Annotated in this window: 27 protein-coding genes; 19 read left to right on the forward strand and 8 right to left on the reverse strand. The window is 35.9% G+C overall.

The features are described from left to right. The first annotated feature begins 195 nt into the window (after positions 1-195). Complete coding sequence (locus tag CVS84_RS04290; RefSeq protein WP_234411898.1) at positions 196-2,268, forward strand: EAL domain-containing protein; 2,073 nt, start codon at positions 196-198, stop codon at positions 2,266-2,268. Here CVS84_RS04290 and CVS84_RS04295 read toward each other — a convergent pair. Next, positions 2,265-2,453: a hypothetical protein gene (locus CVS84_RS04295; protein ID WP_021091806.1), complete on the reverse strand. Its 189-nt coding sequence runs from the start codon at positions 2,451-2,453 to the stop codon at positions 2,265-2,267. The genes CVS84_RS04290 and CVS84_RS04295 overlap by 4 nt on opposite strands. Positions 2,454-2,582: 129 nt before the next feature. Here CVS84_RS04295 and CVS84_RS04300 point away from each other — a divergent pair, with 129 nt between their 5' ends. Together CVS84_RS04300 and CVS84_RS04305 are read left to right on the forward strand one after the other, a co-directional pair. Then, on the forward strand, positions 2,583-3,278 hold the full coding sequence (locus CVS84_RS04300; RefSeq protein WP_103588262.1) for a dUTP diphosphatase: 696 nt from the start codon (positions 2,583-2,585) through the stop codon (positions 3,276-3,278). Then, on the forward strand, positions 3,275-4,015 hold the full coding sequence (locus tag CVS84_RS04305; protein ID WP_107691315.1) for an EI24 domain-containing protein: 741 nt from the start codon (positions 3,275-3,277) through the stop codon (positions 4,013-4,015). Before CVS84_RS04300 ends, CVS84_RS04305 begins: the two co-directional genes overlap by 4 nt. An 18-nt stretch (positions 4,016-4,033) precedes the next feature. Here the strand turns inward: CVS84_RS04305 and CVS84_RS04310 are convergent, their stop codons facing one another. Further along, positions 4,034-4,555 (reverse strand): ATP/GTP-binding protein, encoded by a 522-nt coding sequence (locus CVS84_RS04310; protein WP_107691316.1) that lies wholly within the window; start codon positions 4,553-4,555, stop codon positions 4,034-4,036. Between the two features lie 85 nt (positions 4,556-4,640). On the opposite strand from CVS84_RS04310, the gene CVS84_RS04315 reads away from it, so the two are divergent. The 16 genes from CVS84_RS04315 (at position 4,641) to CVS84_RS04385 (ending at position 16,133) form a co-directional block, all read left to right on the forward strand. Then, positions 4,641-5,009: an L-arabinose ABC transporter gene (locus CVS84_RS04315; RefSeq protein ID WP_199906109.1), complete on the forward strand. Its 369-nt coding sequence runs from the start codon at positions 4,641-4,643 to the stop codon at positions 5,007-5,009. After that, the gene (locus CVS84_RS04320) at positions 5,010-5,429 is read left to right on the forward strand and encodes a pyridoxamine 5'-phosphate oxidase family protein (protein WP_107691317.1); all 420 of its coding nucleotides are present in this window, start codon (positions 5,010-5,012) and stop codon (positions 5,427-5,429) included. 57 nt (positions 5,430-5,486) lie between these two features. Continuing rightward, positions 5,487-6,230 carry a 3-oxoacyl-ACP reductase FabG gene (gene fabG, locus CVS84_RS04325; RefSeq protein ID WP_107691318.1) on the forward strand — a complete coding sequence of 248 codons (744 nt, stop codon included), beginning with the start codon at positions 5,487-5,489 and terminating at the stop codon, positions 6,228-6,230. A gap of 87 nt (positions 6,231-6,317) precedes the next feature. Continuing rightward, positions 6,318-6,551, forward strand: a complete 234-nt coding sequence (gene acpP / locus CVS84_RS04330; RefSeq protein WP_054197141.1) for an acyl carrier protein — start codon at positions 6,318-6,320, stop codon at positions 6,549-6,551. 34 nt (positions 6,552-6,585) lie between these two features. Then, positions 6,586-7,797 (forward strand): beta-ketoacyl-ACP synthase II, encoded by a 1,212-nt coding sequence (locus CVS84_RS04335; RefSeq protein ID WP_107691319.1) that lies wholly within the window; start codon positions 6,586-6,588, stop codon positions 7,795-7,797. 1 nt (position 7,798) lies between these two features. Continuing rightward, on the forward strand, positions 7,799-8,734 hold the full coding sequence (gene accA / locus CVS84_RS04340; protein ID WP_107691320.1) for an acetyl-CoA carboxylase carboxyl transferase subunit alpha: 936 nt from the start codon (positions 7,799-7,801) through the stop codon (positions 8,732-8,734). Between the two features lie 192 nt (positions 8,735-8,926). Then, on the forward strand, positions 8,927-9,781 hold the full coding sequence (locus CVS84_RS04345) for a CbrC family protein (RefSeq protein ID WP_107691321.1): 855 nt from the start codon (positions 8,927-8,929) through the stop codon (positions 9,779-9,781). Between the two features lie 11 nt (positions 9,782-9,792). After that, a complete protein-coding gene (locus CVS84_RS04350) occupies positions 9,793-10,644 on the forward strand; it encodes a YwqG family protein (RefSeq protein ID WP_107691322.1) in 852 nt (283 codons plus the stop codon). A gap of 262 nt (positions 10,645-10,906) precedes the next feature. Then, entirely contained in the window at positions 10,907-11,521 is a 615-nt protein-coding gene (locus tag CVS84_RS04355) for a riboflavin synthase (RefSeq protein ID WP_107691323.1), read from the forward strand. Between the two features lie 9 nt (positions 11,522-11,530). Continuing rightward, complete coding sequence (locus CVS84_RS04360; RefSeq protein WP_107691324.1) at positions 11,531-12,262, forward strand: polyphenol oxidase family protein; 732 nt, start codon at positions 11,531-11,533, stop codon at positions 12,260-12,262. 267 nt (positions 12,263-12,529) lie between these two features. Then, positions 12,530-12,961 carry a DUF4198 domain-containing protein gene (locus tag CVS84_RS04365; protein ID WP_265094312.1) on the forward strand — a complete coding sequence of 144 codons (432 nt, stop codon included), beginning with the start codon at positions 12,530-12,532 and terminating at the stop codon, positions 12,959-12,961. An 86-nt stretch (positions 12,962-13,047) separates the two neighbouring features. Further along, positions 13,048-13,179 (forward strand): hypothetical protein, encoded by a 132-nt coding sequence (locus tag CVS84_RS09715; protein WP_265094311.1) that lies wholly within the window; start codon positions 13,048-13,050, stop codon positions 13,177-13,179. A gap of 96 nt (positions 13,180-13,275) precedes the next feature. After that, positions 13,276-13,491, forward strand: a complete 216-nt coding sequence (locus tag CVS84_RS04370; protein ID WP_107691326.1) for an acetyltransferase — start codon at positions 13,276-13,278, stop codon at positions 13,489-13,491. Positions 13,492-13,636: 145 nt separating this feature from the next. After that, entirely contained in the window at positions 13,637-14,425 is a 789-nt protein-coding gene (gene rpsB / locus CVS84_RS04375) for a 30S ribosomal protein S2 (RefSeq protein WP_002941277.1), read from the forward strand. Beyond that, positions 14,425-15,489, forward strand: coding sequence for a translation elongation factor Ts (gene tsf / locus CVS84_RS04380; RefSeq protein WP_107691327.1), 1,065 nt, complete (start codon positions 14,425-14,427; stop codon positions 15,487-15,489). The genes rpsB and tsf overlap by 1 nt, the downstream gene beginning before the upstream one ends. Further along, complete coding sequence (locus CVS84_RS04385; protein ID WP_107691328.1) at positions 15,489-16,133, forward strand: ABC transporter ATP-binding protein; 645 nt, start codon at positions 15,489-15,491, stop codon at positions 16,131-16,133. The genes tsf and CVS84_RS04385 overlap by 1 nt, the downstream gene beginning before the upstream one ends. A 309-nt stretch (positions 16,134-16,442) precedes the next feature. On the opposite strand, the gene CVS84_RS09615 is transcribed toward CVS84_RS04385, so the two are convergent. The 6 genes from CVS84_RS09615 to CVS84_RS04415 form a co-directional block, all read right to left on the reverse strand. Continuing rightward, the gene (locus CVS84_RS09615; RefSeq protein ID WP_167496287.1) at positions 16,443-16,616 is read right to left on the reverse strand and encodes a hypothetical protein; all 174 of its coding nucleotides are present in this window, start codon (positions 16,614-16,616) and stop codon (positions 16,443-16,445) included. Positions 16,617-16,943: 327 nt separating this feature from the next. Beyond that, the gene (gene hisG / locus CVS84_RS04395; RefSeq protein ID WP_084109560.1) at positions 16,944-17,552 is read right to left on the reverse strand and encodes an ATP phosphoribosyltransferase; all 609 of its coding nucleotides are present in this window, start codon (positions 17,550-17,552) and stop codon (positions 16,944-16,946) included. Continuing rightward, positions 17,549-18,178, reverse strand: a complete 630-nt coding sequence (locus CVS84_RS04400; protein WP_107691329.1) for a type III pantothenate kinase — start codon at positions 18,176-18,178, stop codon at positions 17,549-17,551. Before CVS84_RS04400 ends, hisG begins: the two co-directional genes overlap by 4 nt. Then, complete coding sequence (locus tag CVS84_RS04405) at positions 18,165-18,497, reverse strand: hypothetical protein (RefSeq protein WP_107691330.1); 333 nt, start codon at positions 18,495-18,497, stop codon at positions 18,165-18,167. The genes CVS84_RS04400 and CVS84_RS04405 overlap by 14 nt, the downstream gene beginning before the upstream one ends. After that, entirely contained in the window at positions 18,494-19,501 is a 1,008-nt protein-coding gene (locus CVS84_RS04410; RefSeq protein WP_107691331.1) for an L-seryl-tRNA selenium transferase, read from the reverse strand. The genes CVS84_RS04405 and CVS84_RS04410 overlap by 4 nt, the downstream gene beginning before the upstream one ends. Then, on the reverse strand, positions 19,501-20,064 hold the full coding sequence (locus CVS84_RS04415; protein WP_107691332.1) for a hypothetical protein: 564 nt from the start codon (positions 20,062-20,064) through the stop codon (positions 19,501-19,503). Before CVS84_RS04415 ends, CVS84_RS04410 begins: the two co-directional genes overlap by 1 nt. Positions 20,065-20,150: the final 86 nt, after the last annotated feature.

Raw genomic sequence — 20,150 nt, forward strand, 5'->3', positions numbered from 1 at the left:
CTATTAGCATCCTTACTAGACTATAATCTAATTGGAAAAATATCTATTTTGCTTAGTTTTTTTATAGTAACTTTTGGCATTTATACTTCAATGGATAAAGTAAAAACCAAAATAACGCATTGGCTTGCAATATGTTTTGGTGTTTTTTTATGGTCTATTTGTGATGCATTAATGGTGTTAAATCAAGATATACTATTGCGGGCTCATAGTTCTTATGCGTATCTTGATGTGTTTTTTATGTTGCCGATGATATCTATTTTGGCTGGCGTTAGTATATTTTTGTATTCAAAATTTTCAGCCAGCCAAGAAAAGCTAGCCATCATTATGGATAGCATAAGTGTCTTTTTTTTAATAGTAATTTTAATATATGGTATTTTTGATGAAGTAGATATCTTATCGATAATAAATAATAGATCAAATATCGTTTTTCTCTCTATTGTAGCCATAAATTTTCTTATACTTTTTATCACTTTAAGTGAGATTTTTACAAGCAGTTTGCTTCATATAAAAATTAGTGGCTTTTACCTTATATCGGCTAGTATTTTATTTACGATGCTAAATTTATTTATTTTTTATAGTCAGATCTCAAATGTAAATTTTGGCCATAAAATAGATTTTTTATATATCGTTCCTTTCTTCTTCTTGATGATAGGAGCTTTTCATTTAAAAGCCCAAAACGAATATGTTACAAATACCGATAAAGATATCTCAATAGGATCAAAATGGCTACCAATAATAATAGTTTTACCATTGCTATTACAAGAAGATCTGACATCTTTTAGTGCACTTATCTCGTTATTTATCTTGGTTGTAAATGCTATTGTTAATTACTACGTTAAAAGCTCTATCGCAAGTAGAAAAATATTAGATTATGAGAGAAATCTTCATAGAGAGATGGAAAAGTCGATGCATGAGCGAACCAATGAACTTATGCTCGCAAATTTAAGACTTCAAGATATGTCTGAGAAGGACTATCTAACAGATCTTGGCAATAGAAATTTTATAGTAAATGAGCTTGAAAGAATGTGCAAAAGCATTTCTGAAGATGAGGAAATCGTAGTTTATTATATAAATTTAAGCCGTTTTAAAAGTATAAATACGTCTTATGGGCATGAAATAGGCGATAGAATTTTAAAACTAGTTGCAAAAAGGATACTTGAAGTTTGCAATAGACAAGAGGCCATAGCAAGGATTAGTGCGGACGAATTTATCGTACTAGCAAAAATGGAGATAAATAGTCATACAAAACGCTTAAATCTTGGTATCGCCTTAAAAGATGCTATTGAAAAACCAATTCAAATAGATAGATATCACTTTGGGCTTAAGTGCATAATAGGTATAGATGTAGCAACAAAAGATAGCACGGCAAATCCAAGAAATATTATAAAAAACGCAGATATGGCAATGTATTATGCCAAAAAAAATCCAGCTTTAAATCCTATGGTTTATAGCGATAAAATTAGCAATGAAATGCACCTAAGCTCAAGTATCGAGATCGCGCTTAAAAAAGCTAATTTGCAAGAAGACCTTCATGTATATTTTCAACCAATATTTGATCTAAAAATTGAAAAAATGATCTACGCAGAGGTTTTTTTATATTGGAAATCAGAAAAATTTGGCTTGATGGAAGCGAGCAAATTTATGAAAGAGGTCAATGTAAATAGCGATATTTTAAATGATATTTACTCACTTTTAGTTTCAAAGACCATAGAGTATGTAGATAGATGGCAAAAAGAAAAACTCTTGATACCAAAAATAAGTATAAATGTTGCACAGATTCAAAGTAAATCAGAAAAATTTGTTTTAGATTTTATTTCTAGCTTACGCTCGCACCATATAAATCCAGAGCTTTTTGAAATAGAATTTGGCGAAGAAATATGGACAAATAATACTAAGACGCTTGATAAAATTTTTTCTATTCTTAAAGAAAATAATATAGATGTTTGTATAGATAATTTTGGATCTGGATATACTTCATTTATTTATATTGGAAAGTACGGTGTTAAGCGTATAAAAATAGCAAGTGAATTTGTTGCTCAAGCATCAAATAGCAAAATAGACGCACAAATCGTATCTGCAATTATTGATTTAGCAAAGGCAATGAAGATAAAAGTTGGCGCAAAAGGTGTAGAAAAAGAAGAAGACATTCGTTTTTTAAAAGAGCTTGATTGTAACGAAGTTCAAGGACTTTTCTTGTCTCGTCCTATAAGTGCAGAAGAATTTGAAGACCTTGTAAGACAAGATCCTCAAATGATAGCTAAAGTTTAAATTTCGGCCTTTATCTCTTCGTTTGATTTTACGACCATGCCTGAGCCATGGATTACGCTTGGAACACAACTGGTGCAAATATCAACTTCTTCGCCATTTTTATGAGCGTGGATAAAAACTGCATTTGTATCATCACTACTTTTTAGTCCGCAAACATTGCAAACCACTAGATCTTTTTCTCTCATTTTTTCTCCTTTAAAATTTTTGCTTATTTTAGCTCCTAAATTTTATACATAAAATGATTTAAGTCAAGCTTGCATCATAGCATTTAATAATTTTTTGTTATAATCCTTTAAAATTTAAAAGGGTCTAAAATGAATGAAAGAACGATTATTTTAGAGATGTTAAAGATGCAGCAAAGCCTAAATGATGAGACAAATGGGCTTGGCTGGGAAAATGGTTATACTAATAAAAATAAATTAATCAGCTGGAGGCGCTGCATATATATGGAGTGCGCTGAGCTGATTGATAGCTTTGCTTGGAAGCACTGGAAGAGCATCGATGCTAAGACTGATGAGCAAAATTTACGCATAGAAGTTGTTGATATTTGGCACTTTATTATGAGCTTGGCTTTGCAAATTTATAAATCAAAACAGCTTGGAGATATAGAAACTTTAGCTGATGACATCTGCCAGTCAAGCGGTTTTGGCGAGTTTTGTAAAGAGCCACTAAAGATCGAAGATGAGAGCATTTATGAGATAATGAATGATGTTGAGATGCTCATACATGAGTGCAGTGGGTTTGACTACGATATATTTGATATTTTAAAAATTTACTTCTCTATGTCTTTAAAATGTGGCGTAAATTTATACTCGCTTTATGAGTGCTACATCGCTAAAAACGTGCTAAATCGCTTCCGTCAAAATAATGGCTACAAAGAAGGTAGCTATAAGAAAAATTGGAACGGACGCGAAGATAATGAAGTGATGAGTGAAATTTTGTCAAATGGCGTTAGTAAGATAGGTGAAATTTACGCAGCACTTGAGCACGAGTATAAAAAGGTGAAATGATAAACCTTCTTCGCCTTGGTTTTAAAGACTTTTTTACAGCCAAATTTATAGCGCTATCCATCTTGCCGCTTCTCCTTAGCATCGTCTGCCTAGCTTGGCTTAGCATCTGGGGCGGCGGTGAGATTTTTGATTTTTTAAGTGATAGTGCCAAAAATGAAAATTTTACCTTTTTAGAGCCAAACTCGGCGCTCTCTTCATATGCTATTAAAATTTTAAACTTTAGCGCTACAAAGTGGATCATAAGCATACTTTTTTATGTTTTAAGCACCTTTTTAACGATAATTATCAGCATAATAATTGCCCTAATCGTAGCTGGCTTTTTAACTCCAGTTGTGGCCAAAGAGATAAACAAAAGGCACTACAACTACGTGCTTAAAAGCGAGGCTAGCACAGCTAGAGTGCTAAAAGTGATGATGGTTGAGATCATGAAATTTCTTGGGATCTTGCTCATCTGCCTGCCGCTTTTGTTTGTGCCGTTTGTAAATTTCTTTATCATCAATGTACCATTTTTTTACATCTACTATAAGCTTTTACTTATAGACGTTGGCTCAAGTACGCTTGATAGTGATAAATTCGAGCTTGCTTTGCTTGAGGGTGGTGGGATAAAATTTGTAGCTTTTACATTTTTGTTTTATCTAATATCGCTTGTGCCGCTTGTTGGGTTATTTTTTCAGCTTTATTTTGTGATAGTTTTGTCGCACCTTTTTTATCAAAGAGAGGCGATAGTTAAAATTTAGAGCCAAATGGCCCTAAATTTATGCGTAGTAAGATAGTTTATTGCTCTCATAAAGCAAAGTGTCAAATAGCCTTTTTGTCGCACTTAGTAGGTTTTTGTTTGCCTCATTTTGAGCTAGGAGCTCGTCAAACATTTTTAGCATATTGTCATTTATGAAATTTTTGTGATTTAGGTCTTTTGGCTCAGGTAATAGCTGCTTGATCTTGTTTGAAATATCACTTATGCTTTGACTGCTACCTGCGATCTTGTCACCCTCTTTGACGTTTTTCATAAATTCATCAACTTGTGGGCGAATTTGCTTCATCGCCTCTTCGATCTCTTTCATATCCTGCTCATCTATGCCGTTTCCTTTGTATAAAAACTCATAGCCGTATTCGTGAGTTAGAGTTAGACTTCTTTGGCTTGAAGTGCCGTTTTTCTGGCTAGAAAACTCCAAACTTTTGTTGTCATACATAGAAAAGCTTATCTCATCGCCTGAGCTAGTTTTCATCGAAAAGCTCATGTTGTTGTAGCTTCCTTGAGAGTAAAAATTTGTTTGCATTATTAAATCCTTTTGGGGCTAAATCGGCAAATTTTTAATTTCATAAAGCCAAAATTTTGTAAAATGCGTCAAAAAAGGACGGGCGATGTGTTGTTTTGGGACTAGGGTTTTTTTGCTGATGCTTATCACTGTTTTAAGCTTTGTTTTTGCTAGGCTTTGGCCTATTTTGCCAGTCGTTGGCTACTACTTTATACTCGCAAATTTGCTTGCTGTTTTGATGTTTTCACTGTTTTTTAAAGGGCTTTTACCAAGCTTTGTAAAAGTAAATGCGATCCACTATTTCTCGCTAATTGGCGGCTTTTTAGGAGCATTTTTAACGATACTTATTTTTAAAAAAGTAGCAAAAGATAAGTTTAGCCTAGTTGAGCTCATCATCTTTTTGGTCTGGATTGCTATATTGCTCTTTGTCATTTTTAAATTTCAAGCCATTCTTGATATTTTTAGAGGAATTTAGATGGATGATAGGATAGTTAAATTTCTAAAAAAGATGCACCTCGCTAGCGTTTGCGTTATTGATGAGGAGGGACAGCCTTACGCTTTTAGCGCATTTTACGCCTTTGATGAGGTAAATTTTAGCCTTTTGCTAGCTAGCTCAGATGATAGCTCGCATATCAAATTTTTAAAAAACTCAAAGCTTGTTGCTGGTACGGTCGCTCTTGATACAAAGATCGTTGGCAAGATAGAGGGCGTGCAGTTTCAAGGAGTGATGAGAGAGGCCAAAGAAAATGAAATAGAAATTTATTTCGAAAGATTTTTTTATGCAAAAGCAATGGATCCAAAAATTTGGTGCATAAATCTTGAAAAACTAAAATTTACAAGTAATATTCTCGGTTTTGGCAAGAAGATAAAATGGGAAAAAGGTGGCAAAATTTAGACGTTAAGCTTATATAAGCTACAATCATTGAAAAATTAGAAAAAATAAGGAGAATTTATGAAATTTAGCGGAAAAAACGTGCTAATAACAGGTGCAAGTAGAGGTATCGGTGCACAGATTGCAAAAACGCTTGCAAATATGGGCTTAAAAGTGTGGATAAACTACCGCTCAAAGCCTGAGATAGCAGACGCTTTGCAAGCTGAGATCGAGCAAAATGGCGGCAAGGCTGCAGTGATAAAATTTGACGCAACTGACGAAGATGAGTTTATAAAAGGTATAAATTTGATAGTCGATAGCGACGGTGAACTAAGCTACCTCGTAAATAACGCTGGCATAACAAATGACAAGTTAGCGCTTCGTATGAAAACTAGCGAATTTACAGATGTGATAAATGCAAATTTAACTTCAGCTTTCATCGGATGTAGAGAGGCTTTAAAAATTATGAGTAAAAAGCGCTTTGGAGCGGTTGTAAACGTCGCATCTATCGTTGGTGAGATGGGAAACGCTGGACAGGTAAACTATTCAGCTAGCAAGGGCGGACTAATCGCCATGAGCAAGAGCTTTGCAAAAGAGGGTGCAAGTAGAAATATCCGTTTTAATAGTGTAACTCCTGGCTTTATCGAGACTGATATGACACATGGGCTAAGCGATGAGGTGAAGAAAACTTATAGCGATAACATCCCGCTAAAACGTTTCGGCAGTGCTAGTGAAGTAGCTGAGGCTGTTGCATTTTTGTTGAGCGATCACGCAAGTTACGTGACTGGTGAGACGCTAAAAATAAACGGCGGACTTTATATGTAATGAAATTTCAACAAGTTTTGAAATTTAAAATAAATAAAAGCGTAAATATTATAAGATAACAGACATTTTTTATAAGGAGACCTTAAAATGGCAGTATTTGAAGACGTAAGAGACGTAGTTGTAGAGCAACTAAGTGTAGATCCACAAGCAGTAAAATTAGAGTCTAAGATCATCGAAGATTTGGGTGCAGATTCACTTGACGTTGTAGAGCTAGTTATGGCTTTAGAAGAAAAATTTGAAGTAGAAATTCCTGATAGCGAAGCAGAGAAATTAATAAGCATCAAAGACGTTGTAGATTATATAGAAAAACTAGGTAAATAATTAAAATTTACACAGTTTGATTTAAGGAGATGTATTGAAACGAGTCGTTGTAACTGGTATTGGTATGATAAACGCACTTGGTCTTGATAAAGAGAGCTCTTTTAAGGCTATTTGCGAGGGTAAAACGGGAGTAAAGGAGATTACAAGCTTCGATGTAAGCGACTTTCCTGTTAAAATTGCTGCCGAAATAACTGATTTTGATCCAAATAGCATTTTAGACGGTAAAGAGGTAAAAAAAGTAGATCGTTTCATACAACTCGGCATACAGGCATCTAATGAAGCTATGGCCGACGCAAACTTCAAAGAGTTTGAAGCTCATAAATTTGGCGTTAGCTCAGCAGCTGGTATAGGTGGCTTACCAAATATTGAGAAAAATTCAATTACATATTCTGAAAAAGGCGTAAAGAGAATTTCGCCATTTTTCATCCCATCAGCACTTGTAAATATGCTAGGTGGCATAGTTTCAATAAATCATGGGCTAAAAGGCCCAAATTTATCTAGTGTAACAGCTTGTGCGGCAAGTACTCATGCAATATCTCAAGCAGCAAAATGCATTATGATTGGCCAAGCTACAAATATGCTAGTTATTGGAGCTGAATCTACGATTTGTGGTGTTGGAATAGGTGGTTTTGCTGCCATGAAAGCACTATCAACTAGAAATGATGAGCCAAGCAAGGCTTCAAGGCCATTTGACGCAAATCGTGATGGTTTTGTAATGGGTGAAGGAGCCGGTGCACTTGTGCTTGAAGAATATGAGTCAGCTATTGCAAGAGGTGCTAAAATTTATGCTGAAGTAGTTGGATTTGGTGAGAGTGGAGATGCACACCATATCACATCACCAACACTTGAAGGCCCATTAAGTGCGATGAAACAAGCGCTTGATATGGCAAAAGGTGTAAAGATAGATTATGTAAATGCGCACGGTACTTCAACACCTGTAAATGATAAGAATGAGACTGCGGCACTAAAAGCAGTTTTTGGTGACAAATGTCCACCGGTTAGCTCAACAAAAGGTCAAACTGGACACTGTCTAGGTGGTGCTGGTGCGATCGAGGCTGTTATATCTATAATGGCAATGAGAGATGGCATCATCCCTCCAACTATAAACTATGAAACGCCTGATCCTGATTGTGATCTAGACTACGTTCCAAACAAGGCTAGAAAGGCTGAGCTAAAAGCAGTTATGAGCAATTCATTTGGCTTTGGCGGCACAAATGGCGTCGTAATATTTAAAAAGTTGGATTAAGATGTCAAATTATTTAGATTTTGAAAAAAGCATAAAACAAATTGATGAAGATATAGCAAATGCTAGGATCAGAGGCGATGAACATGCTGTTGAAATTTTAAATAAAAACCTATACAAAGAGATCACAAAAGTATATAAAAATTTAAACGAATATCAGCGTTTACAGCTCGCTCGTCATCCAGATAGACCATATTCTATTGATTATATAAAGTCATTTTTGGTTGATGGATATGAGATCCACGGCGACAGAGCTTTTCGCGATGATCCGGCTATTGTTTGCTACATTGGTTACATCGGTGGTAAAAAGACTGTTGTTATAGGTGAGCAAAAGGGTCGTGGTACTAAAAATAAACTAAGAAGAAATTTTGGTATGCCTCATCCTGAGGGTTATCGCAAAGCTCTTAGAGTTGCAAAAATGGCTGAGAAATTTAATCTACCTATTTTATTTCTCATAGACACTCCAGGCGCATATCCAGGCGTTGGAGCTGAAGAGCGAGGACAAAGTGAAGCCATAGCTAGAAATTTGTTTGAGTTTGCAAATTTAAAAACTCCAATAATTGCTGTTGTCATAGGCGAAGGTGGAAGTGGTGGTGCTTTAGCTATAGGCGTGGCTGATAGACTTGCCATGATGAAAAATTCTGTGTTTTCAGTTATCTCTCCAGAAGGCTGTGCAGCAATACTTTGGAATGACCCAGCTAAACAGGAACAAGCTACAAAATCTATGAAAATAACAGCTGATGATTTAAAAAGTCTATCACTGATTGATGCTGTTATAGATGAGCCGATAAATGGAGCTCATAGAGATAAAGATGGTGCTGCAAAAGTACTTGCAAATTATTTTATCTCAGAGTTAGCTGAGCTTGAAAAGCTTGATATAAATGATCTTGTAGCAAAAAGAATAGAAAAAATTCTCTCTATCGGAGCATTTGAAGAATAAATTTATAGTCACAACAATTTTGTAAGAATACTTATCAAATTTGTTTGTGGCGTCATCTACCAAAATACTAAAATAATTTAAAAATCAATATAAATTTAATCGCTTTAACGGCCATAATTTTTACACTAGCTTTTATATCTTTAAGATTTAAACACTAAAATTGTTAATATCAAATCCACATAAAGAGTATTAATGAATAAATTCCAAGAAAAATATATCACTCTTTCAAAAGAATATTATAAAAATAATGGCAATGCTTCTAGCATTGAGGCACTCTATGAGTTTAAAGAAGAGTTGGAAAATTGTGATGACATTTGCGCAAAGTATGTTTTAGTCGATGTTTATCAGCTTTTATCTATGAGAAAGAGTGCTTACGACTTACTTTTAAAAATACATGACAAAAGTGATAAAAAGCAGCTAAAAATGCTTGGTTACTTGGCGCAGTTTGCGGATGAAGGTGACAAATTGGCGGTGCCAAGGCCAAAAAGTAAAGGGCAAATTTTAGCCCAAAAGGCAAAGGCCGCCACTTTGCCAAAATTTCGCTATCACCTAGAGCCATTAAAAACTGGCGCATTTAAAGATGATATGAGTGTGGTTTGCGAGTGCTGCGGCGAAAGCACCGAAATTTACTATGATAATGGCATCTATAGCGAACAAGATGTCACCTATCTTTGCCCAGCCTGCATCGCAAGTGGCAAAGCTGCTAAGAAATTTGACGCTACCTTTGTGCAAGACGCCGACAAACTAGACACGGATGACGCCAAAAAAGATGACAAGCTTTTTAGAAGAACGCCAGGCTATGAGAGCTGGCAGGGCGAGCACTGGGTGGCTTGCTGTGATGATTATTGCGCATTTTTGGGAGATGTGGGCACAAAGGAGCTTTTAGAGCTTGGCATAGCAGACGAGGTCTTTGACGACTACGCAAAAAGAGATGAATATGACGTGAAAATGGTGCGCGAGGTGCTCGTGGCGGGTGGTAACTTTGCTGGGTATTTGTTTCGCTGTTTGCACTGCAAAAAGTATCATATCTACATTGATGCTTGCTAAAAAGGAAAACTATGAATATAGATGAAATTTATAAAGAGTGCAAAGAGCGCGGTTTGGACGGACTTTTTGACTTTTTAAAGCCACTAGCAAGAAATGCCATAAGGATAGATACGCAAGCTAAAAATGACGATGATATCGCCGTTGGAGCGTCTAAATTTGGCGGCTTGCCAGATCTGCCAGATGGTTTATCGTGGCCGTTAAATGAAAATGGCGCTTTAAGTTTTGTGGCACAGATAAATTTTACTGAAGCTAGCAAATTTGACATTGACTCACTACTGCCAAAAAGTGGAATGCTCTATCTTTTTTATGATAGAAATTTGCGTATTTGGGGCTATGATCCTACCGATAAAAATGGCTTTGCAGTGATCTTTTCTGATGTAAATGATGAGTCACTTTCTCGCAGGAGAGCAGAGAGTTTAGAGGGAGAGAATTCTACATTTAACGCGCGCTTGCTCGGCTTTAAAAATGAGATAAATTTGCCAAATTTACAAAGCTCGATTGTGCCATTTAGTAAAATTAGTGAAGCTGAGTGGGAGGCCTATCATGAGGTTATTGAGCCAAGCTGGCAGGCCAAAGAAAATAAGCTTCTTGGGCACTCTGATAATGTCCAAGATGGCATGGAGCTAGAGTGTGAGCTAGTTACAAATGGGTTTAGCTGTGGTGATGGTAGCGCTTATCACAACCCAAGAATAGCGGAATTTGAGAAAAATGTTACCCAGTGGCAACTACTTTTACAGATAGATAGTGATGATGAGGGCGATATGGACTGGGACGGAGAAGGCAGAGTTTATCTATGGATAAAGAGGGACGACCTGGCAGCACGCGATTTTAGCAAGACGTGGCTGATCTTACAGACAAGCTAAGGCTGTATTATTTTTATTCATAGAGTATTTGTTGATTTTGGCATACTATCTAAAATTTATAGTAAAGTTTTACACCAGACTTGCCTAATAAATTTTTATAAATAAGTAGCTTGCCACCAAATTTTTACTAGTATTCTTGATGCTACTACTAAAAGTTTCTCCATTCCTGCCATCTACTTGAATATATAAAATAATCAAATATGCTAATACCCAAATTTAGGCAAAATTTAGTAAAATCTTCAAAAAAAATAAAGGCAAAAATATGTTTAATGGCTTAATCAGGGAGCTCGCCGAGGTCATTAGCTACTCGCAAAATGTTTTACGCCTAAAGGCTAAATTTCGCCCAAATTTAGGCGATAGTATCGCAGTAAATGGCGCTTGCTTAAGTGTGACAAAACTATATGATGATGGCTTTAGTGTGGAGCTAAGCGCAGAAAGCAGAGCAAATGTCGCGGTTGAAAATTTAACTGGCAAGGTGCATATCGAGCCTGCGATGAGGCTAGGAGACAGAGTAGATGGGCATTTGATGCAGGGGCACATCGACTTTATTGGCGTGATCTCGGCTATCAAAAAGCATGAAAACGGCGTTGATTTTTACATCGATCTACCGCGCGAAGCGATGGCTCTGATGGCAAACAAGGGTTCAGTGGGCGTTGAGGGCGTGAGCCTTACGATAAATGAAATTTTGCCAAAAGGTATCAGGCTCACGGTCATTCCCATCACCTTTAGAGATAGCCTTTTTGGCACTTTCAAGGTCGGCAGACGCGTAAATATCGAGAGCGACCTGCTGGCTCGCTACGTGGCTAGGATGCTTGAAGCTAAGCAAAATGGCGGCCTTAGCTGGGACGAGGTCGAGAGAATTTCTAGCCTTTATTAGGTGGATAAAATGCGTGAAAATTTAGAGATCGTCTTTGATAAAAATAGCGTATTAGCTGGCTTTACAAATAGATTTGGCGGTGTGAGTGAGGGTACTTATGAGAGCTTAAATTTAGCAGATCATATTGGCGATGATTCACTAAAGGTTGCACAAAATCGTAAAATTTTAGCAACAGCGCTTGGCATTATGCCTATTAATTTAAAATTTATGAGCCAAATCCACTCAAATAGAGTGGAAATTCTGCAAGATTTTAACGATGATCTACCTCCGTGTGATGGTGTGATAACATCATTAAAAGGCGTGGCGCTTTGCGTCTTAGTCGCTGATTGTGCACCTGTTTTGATAATAGATGAACATCTTGGCGTAGTCGCAGCTGTGCATGCGGGACGCGCAGGTGTTACTAGTAAAATTTGCACAAATGCGGTAAGACTAATGACGAGTGAGTTTGGTTGCTGCGCTAATAATTTACGCGTATTTATAGGCGCAAATATCAAAGTGCAAAACTACGAAGTAGGCAAGCTAGATCTTGGTGAATTTAACCGATACAAAAATGATGGAAAATTTGATATAAACGCAGCTTTATTGGACGAATTTGCTAAGCTCGGGGTAGAGCAAATATCGCTAGATCCTCGCTGTACTTTTGAGACGGATGAATTATTCTCATACCGCAAACAGAGTAGGACCGGGCGTTTTTGTGGATTTGTGATGAATAGAGCCACATCGGTAAATAGTAAAAGATAAAAGTAAATCTTTAGCTTCATTGCTTGCCTGTTAAAATTTGCCAGCTAAATTGTATTGAACGTTTTGATATTTAATTTGATCTAAAAAATGGCTAAATATAATAATTTTTAGCTACAATTTGACATCAAATCTCAAAAAGAATAACAAGGAAAATCATGAAAATAGGTAAAATTTTGACCGCCATTATGTTAACAGGAGCCTTTTATATGGCGCAAGCACATATGTTTTTGGGTAGATGGAGCTAATGATGAAAAGCTAGGAAAATTTATCGCAAATATGGGTTATAGCGACGATTTTCCAAAGCTAGAGCCTATTGTGGCCGAACGCGTCCATCTTTTTGCGCCAATTACTGTAATAAGTAAAGATGGTAGCAAAAAGAAGCTTACACAAAGTGGCGAGAACTACAGCTATGAGGGCGAAAGATTAGACAAAGGCACATATATCTTACTAGCACAGCAAAATCCTATGTATTCGCTTAAAAAACGTAGTGATGGCAAGTGGTTAATAGACAAAACTAAGCTTGATCTAAAGGATCTAAGTGATATACAGATTTGCCGGCTGATGACGATAACATCTAAGAGAGTCTTAAATTTAGGTGAAACAAACGACTTCGTAACTAAACCTATTGGAGTTAAAATCGAGATCGTGCCGCTACAAAATCCAGCGGAATTTAGAGTAGATAAGCCTTTTAAATTGTAGGTTTTTGCTGATGGAAAGCTGCTAGAGCGAGCTAAGCTAACTGGTACTTTTGCTGGATTTTAGACCATAAGCACGCGTTTTATGGTGTGACTGATGAGCAAGGCATCACTGAAGTGTTAGCTCCAAGACCAGGATTCTGGGTATTTGAGGTGATTTATGAAAGACCTTATCCAGATGCTGCGAAGTGTGATAAAGAAGACGTTGAAAACGACGCTTAGTTTTGAGATAAAAGAATAAAAGTTTGATATAAATTCGAGTCCGAATTTATTATAAATTTTTTATAACCACTTTATAATTTTGAAAGTAGAGAAAGAATGCCTTACGAAAACTTTAAATCAAAAAATCCTCTTGTGCTAAAAATTACTACAAACGCAAGAAAATTTGGCGTAGAAACACTACAAAACGAGGAGTTTGTAAGCATTCTTTTAAATGTTAAGAAGCTTGAAATTTTATCCGAACAAAGGCAAGCATTGGCAGAAATTTTTGCTAAGTTAATAAAAATCGAAGAAGACTCACAATTAAGTAAATAAACTTTAGTTTAATTTCATATTACTTTAAGTATAATCCCCCTTTATTTCACACACGACAATCCTAAATTTGGTTGTGCGAAAGCATTAATGGTCGTGGAGGATAAAACTAAATTCAAGGCAAAATGCCTAAAACAAGGAGAAACTCATGGTAACTATGAGAGATTTATTAGAGTGTGGCGTACATTTTGGTCACCAAACACGCCGCTGGAATCCAAAGATGAAAAAATTTATCTTTGGTGAGAGAAAAGGTATCTATATTATAGATCTACAAAAGACTATCCGCTATTTCCGCTACACTTACAACATCGTTCGTGATGCAGCTGCTGAAGGCAAGTCAGTGCTATTTGTTGGTACTAAAAAACAAGCTATCGACGCTATAAAAGAGTACGCTGAAAAATGCGGCATGCCTTATGTAAATCACCGCTGGTTAGGTGGTATGATGACAAACTTCGGTACTATCCGCCAGTCTATCCGCAAACTAGAAGTTATCGAGACTATGGAAGAAGATGGTTCGATAAATTTGCTAACTAAAAAAGAGGCTTTGATGCTTCGCCGCAAAAAAGAGAAGCTTATCGCAACTCTTGGCGGTATCCGCAATATGAAAAGCCTACCTGATATGATATTTGTTGTTGATACAGTTAAAGAAAAGATCGCTGTTCAAGAGGCAAACCGTCTAAAGATCCCAGTTGTAGCACCGATCGATACGAACTGCGATCCTGACGTTGTTGACTATCCGATCCCAGGAAACGACGACGCGATCCGCTCTGTTCAGCTTTTCTGCCAAGAGATGGCTGAGGCTATCAACGAAGGCAAATCACTTCTTGAGCAAGATGGTGGCGAGCAAGCTGCTGGCGAAGAAGTAAGCCAAGATGAGAAAGACGCAGTTGTAGCTGAGGCTATGAGCGAAGAAGACTTTGGCGAGGACGAAGAATAATGGAAATAACTGCACAAATGGTAAAAGAGCTCCGCGAATCAACTGGAGCTGGCATGATGGACTGCAAAAAGGCACTTGGCGAAGCAAATGGCGACATGGAAAAAGCTGTTGACATCCTTCGTGAAAAAGGCCTAGGCCAAGCTGCTAAAAAGGCTGACCGCCTTGCAAGCGAGGGCTTAGTAAGTGTTGAAGTCTGCTCAAAATGCAAAAAAGCAACTATTAGCGAGATTAACTCTGAGACTGACTTCGTTGCTAGAAATCCACAGTTTCAAGCGCTTGCAAAAGACGCAACAGCTCACATTCAATCAAGTGGCATAGCGACAGTTGAAGAGCTAAACGCGAGCACATTAAATGGTGTTAAATTTGAAGATTATTTCAAAACTCAGATCGCAACTATAGGTGAGAACCTTGTGGTTCGCCGCTTTGAGACTATTAGCGCTGATGATAAGGGTGTGGTAAATGGCTACGTTCACTCAAATGGCCGTGTTGGCGTACTTATCGGTGCAGCTTGCGAAAGTGCTGAAGTTGCAAACAAGGCAGCAGAATTTATAAGAAATTTATGTATGCACGCAGCTGCTATGAAGCCAAGCGTTATAAGCTATAAAGATCTTGATAAAGAGTTCGTTGAGAAAGAATTTATCGCACTTCGCGCTGAGCTTGAAAAAGACAATGAAGAGCTAAAACGCCTAGGCAAGCCACTTCACCACATCCCTGAGTATGCTAGTCGCTGCCAGATAGGCGAGGCTGAGCTTGTAAAAGCTACAAAAGCGATCGAAGAAGAGCTAAAAGCTGAGGGCAAGCCTGAGAAAATTTGGGATAAGATCATTCCTGGCAAGATCGAGAGATTTTACGCTGATAACACAGTGCTTGACCAACGCCTTACACTTTTAGGCCAGTTTTATGTAATGGACGATAAAAAGACTATAGAACAAGTTATCGAAGAGAAAAGCAAAGAGCTTGGTGGCAAGATCGAGATCGTAAAATACGTTCGTTTTGAACTTGGCGAAGGCTTAGAAAAGAAAGTAGATGACTTTGCTGCAGAAGTTGCTGCTCAAATAGGCTAATGGAAATTTTAAGAGCGTCTAATCTAGGCTTTGCGTATGATTATACGCTCTTTAATAATATAAATTTAACTCTCAATCAAAAACAAAGCATTGCGATAACTGGCGTTAGCGGTTGTGGAAAATCAACACTTTTACATATACTTTCAACGCTTTTGAAACCAAATTTTGGCGAGGTCATCTATCAAGATAAATCTATCTATGAGCTTTCTCAAAACGAGCTTTTGGCCATTAGAAGGCTTCATTTTGGCATTATTTTCCAGTCGCATTATCTTTTTAAAGGATTTAGTGCTTATGAAAATATTGAGCTTGCTAGTATTTTATCTGGTGAAAAGATAGAAAAAAATGATCTTGCATCGCTTAAAATTTTAAATGTGATAAATCAAAAAGTTGGTGAGCTAAGTGGCGGTCAGCAGCAGCGCGTGAGCATTGCTAGAGTACTTACCAAGAAGCCAAAGATCATCTTTGCAGACGAGCCAACTGGTAACCTTGACAAGCAAACAGCAAATGAAGTGATGCAAGTTTTATTTGACTATGTAAATGAAAATAGCGCTGCCCTTGTGCTAGTTACTCATGACAACGATCTAGCAGCTAAATGCGACAACTCATACAAGCTTGAGAACAAAGAGCTTGTGCAAATTTCTTAAAATTTAAAAACTAAAATTTATTATTTTATCTTTAATATTTTTATAAATTTTTCCAATTTAGATTTATCTATATCTTTATAATAAAAATTTGTATTAAAAAGCTTTACGTAATAGGTAAAATTAGGCAAGCTTAAATTACTTGCCTGATTAATAAGAAAGTTTAGACTTATCCCGTCAAAAACTACCAATAGGTTTTGTGTTATTCTTATCGGCCTTTTGTTTTAAAAATTCCTCTTCTTCTTTTGTAGGGTTATAATCGTCTTTCAAAATTTTTTCTTAGTATCAATCTTTTGCTCAAGCATCTTATTTTCATAAATTTTTATATATTGGCTTCCAGTATTCAAGGTAATTTCTAAAGCCAGCGCTATATCCTGCATTATAGTGGTAGCTTACACATTTTAGCTCTTTATCACTGCCAAGAAGTTTTTTATAGTGGGCATACATCTTTTGAGCTTGTGCTGATATTTTATTGCTATCTATCACATTTGTATGACAGCTAGTGCAGCCATTATCACCTATCTCTTTAAATTTACTAGTATCATCACCTTAATTTTGATGGAAATCAATACAATCAAAGCTTAGATACTCGTGATGAGACTTTAGCTTATGTTTGGCTCTTAGCTCGTTGGAGACTACTATTTTTGTTACGTTTAGATCGTTATTTGTATGTCAGTACTAATCTATTAAGATAAATTAATATAAAAAGTGTGTCAGTGACTACCAATGTGTTATTCTAAAAGAATTTATAAGCGAATAGTCGGACTTTATAATTAGAGAAATTTTTACACTTTATGATGAGCCAGCAGGACTTTAAATTTCCTCTTTGATTTTTTTGTAAAGCTCTAAAATCTCATCTTTTTTAATAATAAAGCTATTTTTATTTGCTATTAGATAAGCTGAGCTTTGCATGATATCACCAGCGATCTTTAACCCATTTTGCTTCATGGTTGAGCCAGTCTCGACTACATCAACTATTGCATCGCTTAGCCCAACTAATGGTGCAAGTTCGATCGAGCCATAAAGCTTGATGATCTTTACAGCTACGGCTTGTTTTGTAAAATAATTTCTTGTTATATTTGGCATTTTTGTGGCTATTTTTAGCTCTGGCTGGTTTAGGTCTAGCTCGGAGTCGTTTTTTATGCCAATACAAACTTTGCATTGTCCGATTTTTAAATCCAGTAGCCTTACAACATTTGGCTTGTGCTCTTCAAGTACATCAAGTCCCACAACACCAATATCAGCTGCACCTTCTGTGACATAAGTTGGGATATCTTGGTTGCGAACCATTAAAAATCTAAAATTTCCTTCTTCAAGGATTAGTTTTCTATCTTCAAATAAAAAACTTGAACCAAAAATTTTTCTAAAAATTTCTAGTGTTGCCTCGGCTATTCTTCCCTTTGGTAGTGCTACTGTTATCATATTATCATATCTTTCTTTTCAGTTATTAGCTTTTGCATGGCACGAAAAACAAGCATCTTGTCGCAAATAGCATTTTTAAAAAATTTTGACAAAAAGTCGCCATCTCCACCAGTAAAATAGACTTTTTTGTCACCGGCTAGCTTATCTAGTAGAGTTATTATCGGTTTAATAATGCCATAACTCACAGCATCGGTTGTTTTTTGTGGTAGTGCATCTATGTCAATTTGTGAATTTATAGTGATATCAAGTCGTGGCGAGATACTTTTGTAGGCATTTAGCATACTTGAAATACCTGGCAAGATATATCCTCCAAGATGGATAGAATTTGCCATAATATCAACTGTTATGGCGCTTCCAGCATCAACGATTATGCCATTATTTATAGAGTAACATGCTGCGATTCTATCTACACCTAGACCCTGATATATCGTATCTATGGTAAAAAATGGTTCTAGATCCACAAACATCTTATTGTCTTTTAAAATATTTAAAATTTCATCATTTACGGATATAAAATATACTTTTTTTTCTGGCTTATAGCTTTTAAACTCAGAAATTTTCATACGTGAGATTTTGCCATCTTCTAAAAATGTAGCGTTAGTATTGCCTATATTACACAAAATCATAACATCGCCAATTATTATCTTGTAGTTCTTTTAAGGCTTTAGAACAAATTTCTGAGCTATAAAATATAGTTTTTTTTCTTAGGCTTGTTTGGAATTTCATCTCTATTTTTTTAGAAATTTCTTCAAGCTCCAAAGCCTCTTTGCGTAGCAATCTACTTTTTGCTGTTCTTAAAAAGACAAGATTGTAAAAGCTCTTATTGTCCACTCCCCAAAAGATATCAAGCGTCTTTTTTGTGCTAAATTCACTTGTATTAAGTACTTTGATATCTTTTAAAAGGATTTTTCTGGCTTCAAAAAGCTCCCAAATTTTTTGGTTCATTGTCCTAAATTAACAAGCTCATTATCATAATAAAAGGCGTCATTGCCCATAAAACTTTTGTCTTTTATCTCATCGCTAAACTCATAAATTTCAGCCCCGCTTAGGTCTAAATTTGTTTTTATAACGTAGCCTGTTTTTTCGATTATGTAAAGCTTATTATTGATAATAGTAGCTGCTGAGAAGATGGCAAATTTGAAATTTACTTTATTTTGCTCTTTTAACATAAGATTTGTTCTTACGATCGTACCATCTTTTTTAAATATATAAATTTCATCGTTATTAACTAATACATCTTTGATTTCGCCATCATAATAAACTGTTTGGTTTGGATTTATAACGATTAGTTTTTTCGCTGTTGCTGCAATTAGATTATCGCCCTCAACGCCTAAGAATATGATGTTATTAAAGAAATTTTCAGAGCTTACGACCACGTCACGTAAAATTCTACCAGTCTCTTTTTGTACTATATAAATTTTGCCATCTAATGCCGGATAAACGATAAGCGAGCTCATAAAAAATGGTGCTACGACCCTTGAATCAACTGCTGCTATATTAGACGAGCTATATTCCATTATTGTTGTTGCGGTATTTATGTCTATTAGATAGATGTGGTTTGCCGCGCTGATAGCTGCTAATAAGTTTTGATCAAGAGAGGCAGCAACAATTGCTGTTGGAAATTTATTGCTATAAACGCTGCGTCCGTTAGGATCTGTCACATTTAGATCGCCATTTATACTAGCTGAGATGATAAAGCCGTTGTTTTCATTTAAAAAATTAAAATTTTCAGGCAACTTGATGTTTGTATTTAGACCATTTTTGGTGATAATATTGCCGTTATCAAGAGTGGCACCATTTGCATTTGCTGATTTGATATAAGATGGCATATCTTTTGACAAAGAAATTTTACCAGAGGTTTGAGCTGGCTCGAAATATTGTCTTTTTGTGCCACATCCGCTTAAAACTAAAGCCAAGGCAAAAGCCAAGAAAAGAGTAATTTTTTTCATTATTTTATTCCCTGATAGTGTTTTAAATTTTTAACTAAAGTTTGAAGTTGAGAGTCGAGTGAAATTTTATTAAACTCATCATTTGCTTCTTTGATTTTGTTTTGTTTTAAAAGCTCAAAACCTTTTAAGAGCGTGCTATATTCGCTTAAAATTTGAGTGTTTGCATTACCATTTTGTGAAAGAATAATATCTTTTACTATAGGATTTACTTTTAAATTTGCAAGCTCACTAATGTCATCTGTCTCATTTTTATCAAGCTTTTGCTGAAGTGAAAAAAGCGCATATAAATTTGGTTCTTTTTCTTTTAAAATGCTTAAGGCATTTGCATCGCTTGGATTTAAAATGAGCTTTGAGTAAGCCAAATTTGCATCTTCAATTCTATTGTCATTTATTATTTTGTTCGAATAAAATCCAATAATTGCAATTACAGCAACAATAATGGCAATTATCATAAATTTTTTATACTTTCTAAAGAAACGCTCACCTTTGATCATGCTTTCTAAAAACTGTTCTTGAGCACCAATCTCTTGTTTTATCTGTGTTAGATCTTCTTTTATAGCCAACGCTTTTCCTTTATTTTTAAAAAATTTTAATTCGCAGATTTTAACATAATTAAATTAAAACTATCCCAAAATTAAAGCTTGAATGT

Source organism: Campylobacter concisus (assembly GCF_003048575.1).
Classification (GTDB): Bacteria; Campylobacterota; Campylobacteria; order Campylobacterales; family Campylobacteraceae; genus Campylobacter_A; species Campylobacter_A concisus_U.

What these genes read in the sequence shown, in the direction of transcription:
- CVS84_RS04295 (WP_021091806.1), bottom strand. Translation starts at nt 2,453, where the DNA reads ATGAGAGAAAAAGATCTAGTGGTTTGCAATGTTTGCGGACTAAAAAGT.
- CVS84_RS04300 (WP_103588262.1), top strand. Translation starts at nt 2,583, where the DNA reads ATGAATGAAAGAACGATTATTTTAGAGATGTTAAAGATGCAGCAAAGC.
- CVS84_RS04305 (WP_107691315.1), top strand. Translation starts at nt 3,275, where the DNA reads ATGATAAACCTTCTTCGCCTTGGTTTTAAAGACTTTTTTACAGCCAAA.
- CVS84_RS04310 (WP_107691316.1), bottom strand. Translation starts at nt 4,555, where the DNA reads ATGCAAACAAATTTTTACTCTCAAGGAAGCTACAACAACATGAGCTTT.
- CVS84_RS04315 (WP_199906109.1), top strand. Translation starts at nt 4,641, where the DNA reads ATGTGTTGTTTTGGGACTAGGGTTTTTTTGCTGATGCTTATCACTGTT.
- CVS84_RS04320 (WP_107691317.1), top strand. Translation starts at nt 5,010, where the DNA reads ATGGATGATAGGATAGTTAAATTTCTAAAAAAGATGCACCTCGCTAGC.
- fabG (WP_107691318.1), top strand. Translation starts at nt 5,487, where the DNA reads ATGAAATTTAGCGGAAAAAACGTGCTAATAACAGGTGCAAGTAGAGGT.
- acpP (WP_054197141.1), top strand. Translation starts at nt 6,318, where the DNA reads ATGGCAGTATTTGAAGACGTAAGAGACGTAGTTGTAGAGCAACTAAGT.
- accA (WP_107691320.1), top strand. Translation starts at nt 7,799, where the DNA reads ATGTCAAATTATTTAGATTTTGAAAAAAGCATAAAACAAATTGATGAA.
- CVS84_RS04345 (WP_107691321.1), top strand. Translation starts at nt 8,927, where the DNA reads ATGAATAAATTCCAAGAAAAATATATCACTCTTTCAAAAGAATATTAT.
- CVS84_RS04350 (WP_107691322.1), top strand. Translation starts at nt 9,793, where the DNA reads ATGAATATAGATGAAATTTATAAAGAGTGCAAAGAGCGCGGTTTGGAC.
- CVS84_RS04355 (WP_107691323.1), top strand. Translation starts at nt 10,907, where the DNA reads ATGTTTAATGGCTTAATCAGGGAGCTCGCCGAGGTCATTAGCTACTCG.
- CVS84_RS04360 (WP_107691324.1), top strand. Translation starts at nt 11,531, where the DNA reads ATGCGTGAAAATTTAGAGATCGTCTTTGATAAAAATAGCGTATTAGCT.
- CVS84_RS04370 (WP_107691326.1), top strand. Translation starts at nt 13,276, where the DNA reads ATGCCTTACGAAAACTTTAAATCAAAAAATCCTCTTGTGCTAAAAATT.
- rpsB (WP_002941277.1), top strand. Translation starts at nt 13,637, where the DNA reads ATGGTAACTATGAGAGATTTATTAGAGTGTGGCGTACATTTTGGTCAC.
- tsf (WP_107691327.1), top strand. Translation starts at nt 14,425, where the DNA reads ATGGAAATAACTGCACAAATGGTAAAAGAGCTCCGCGAATCAACTGGA.
- CVS84_RS04385 (WP_107691328.1), top strand. Translation starts at nt 15,489, where the DNA reads ATGGAAATTTTAAGAGCGTCTAATCTAGGCTTTGCGTATGATTATACG.
- hisG (WP_084109560.1), bottom strand. Translation starts at nt 17,552, where the DNA reads ATGATAACAGTAGCACTACCAAAGGGAAGAATAGCCGAGGCAACACTA.
- CVS84_RS04400 (WP_107691329.1), bottom strand. Translation starts at nt 18,178, where the DNA reads ATGATTTTGTGTAATATAGGCAATACTAACGCTACATTTTTAGAAGAT.
- CVS84_RS04405 (WP_107691330.1), bottom strand. Translation starts at nt 18,497, where the DNA reads ATGAACCAAAAAATTTGGGAGCTTTTTGAAGCCAGAAAAATCCTTTTA.
- CVS84_RS04410 (WP_107691331.1), bottom strand. Translation starts at nt 19,501, where the DNA reads ATGAAAAAAATTACTCTTTTCTTGGCTTTTGCCTTGGCTTTAGTTTTA.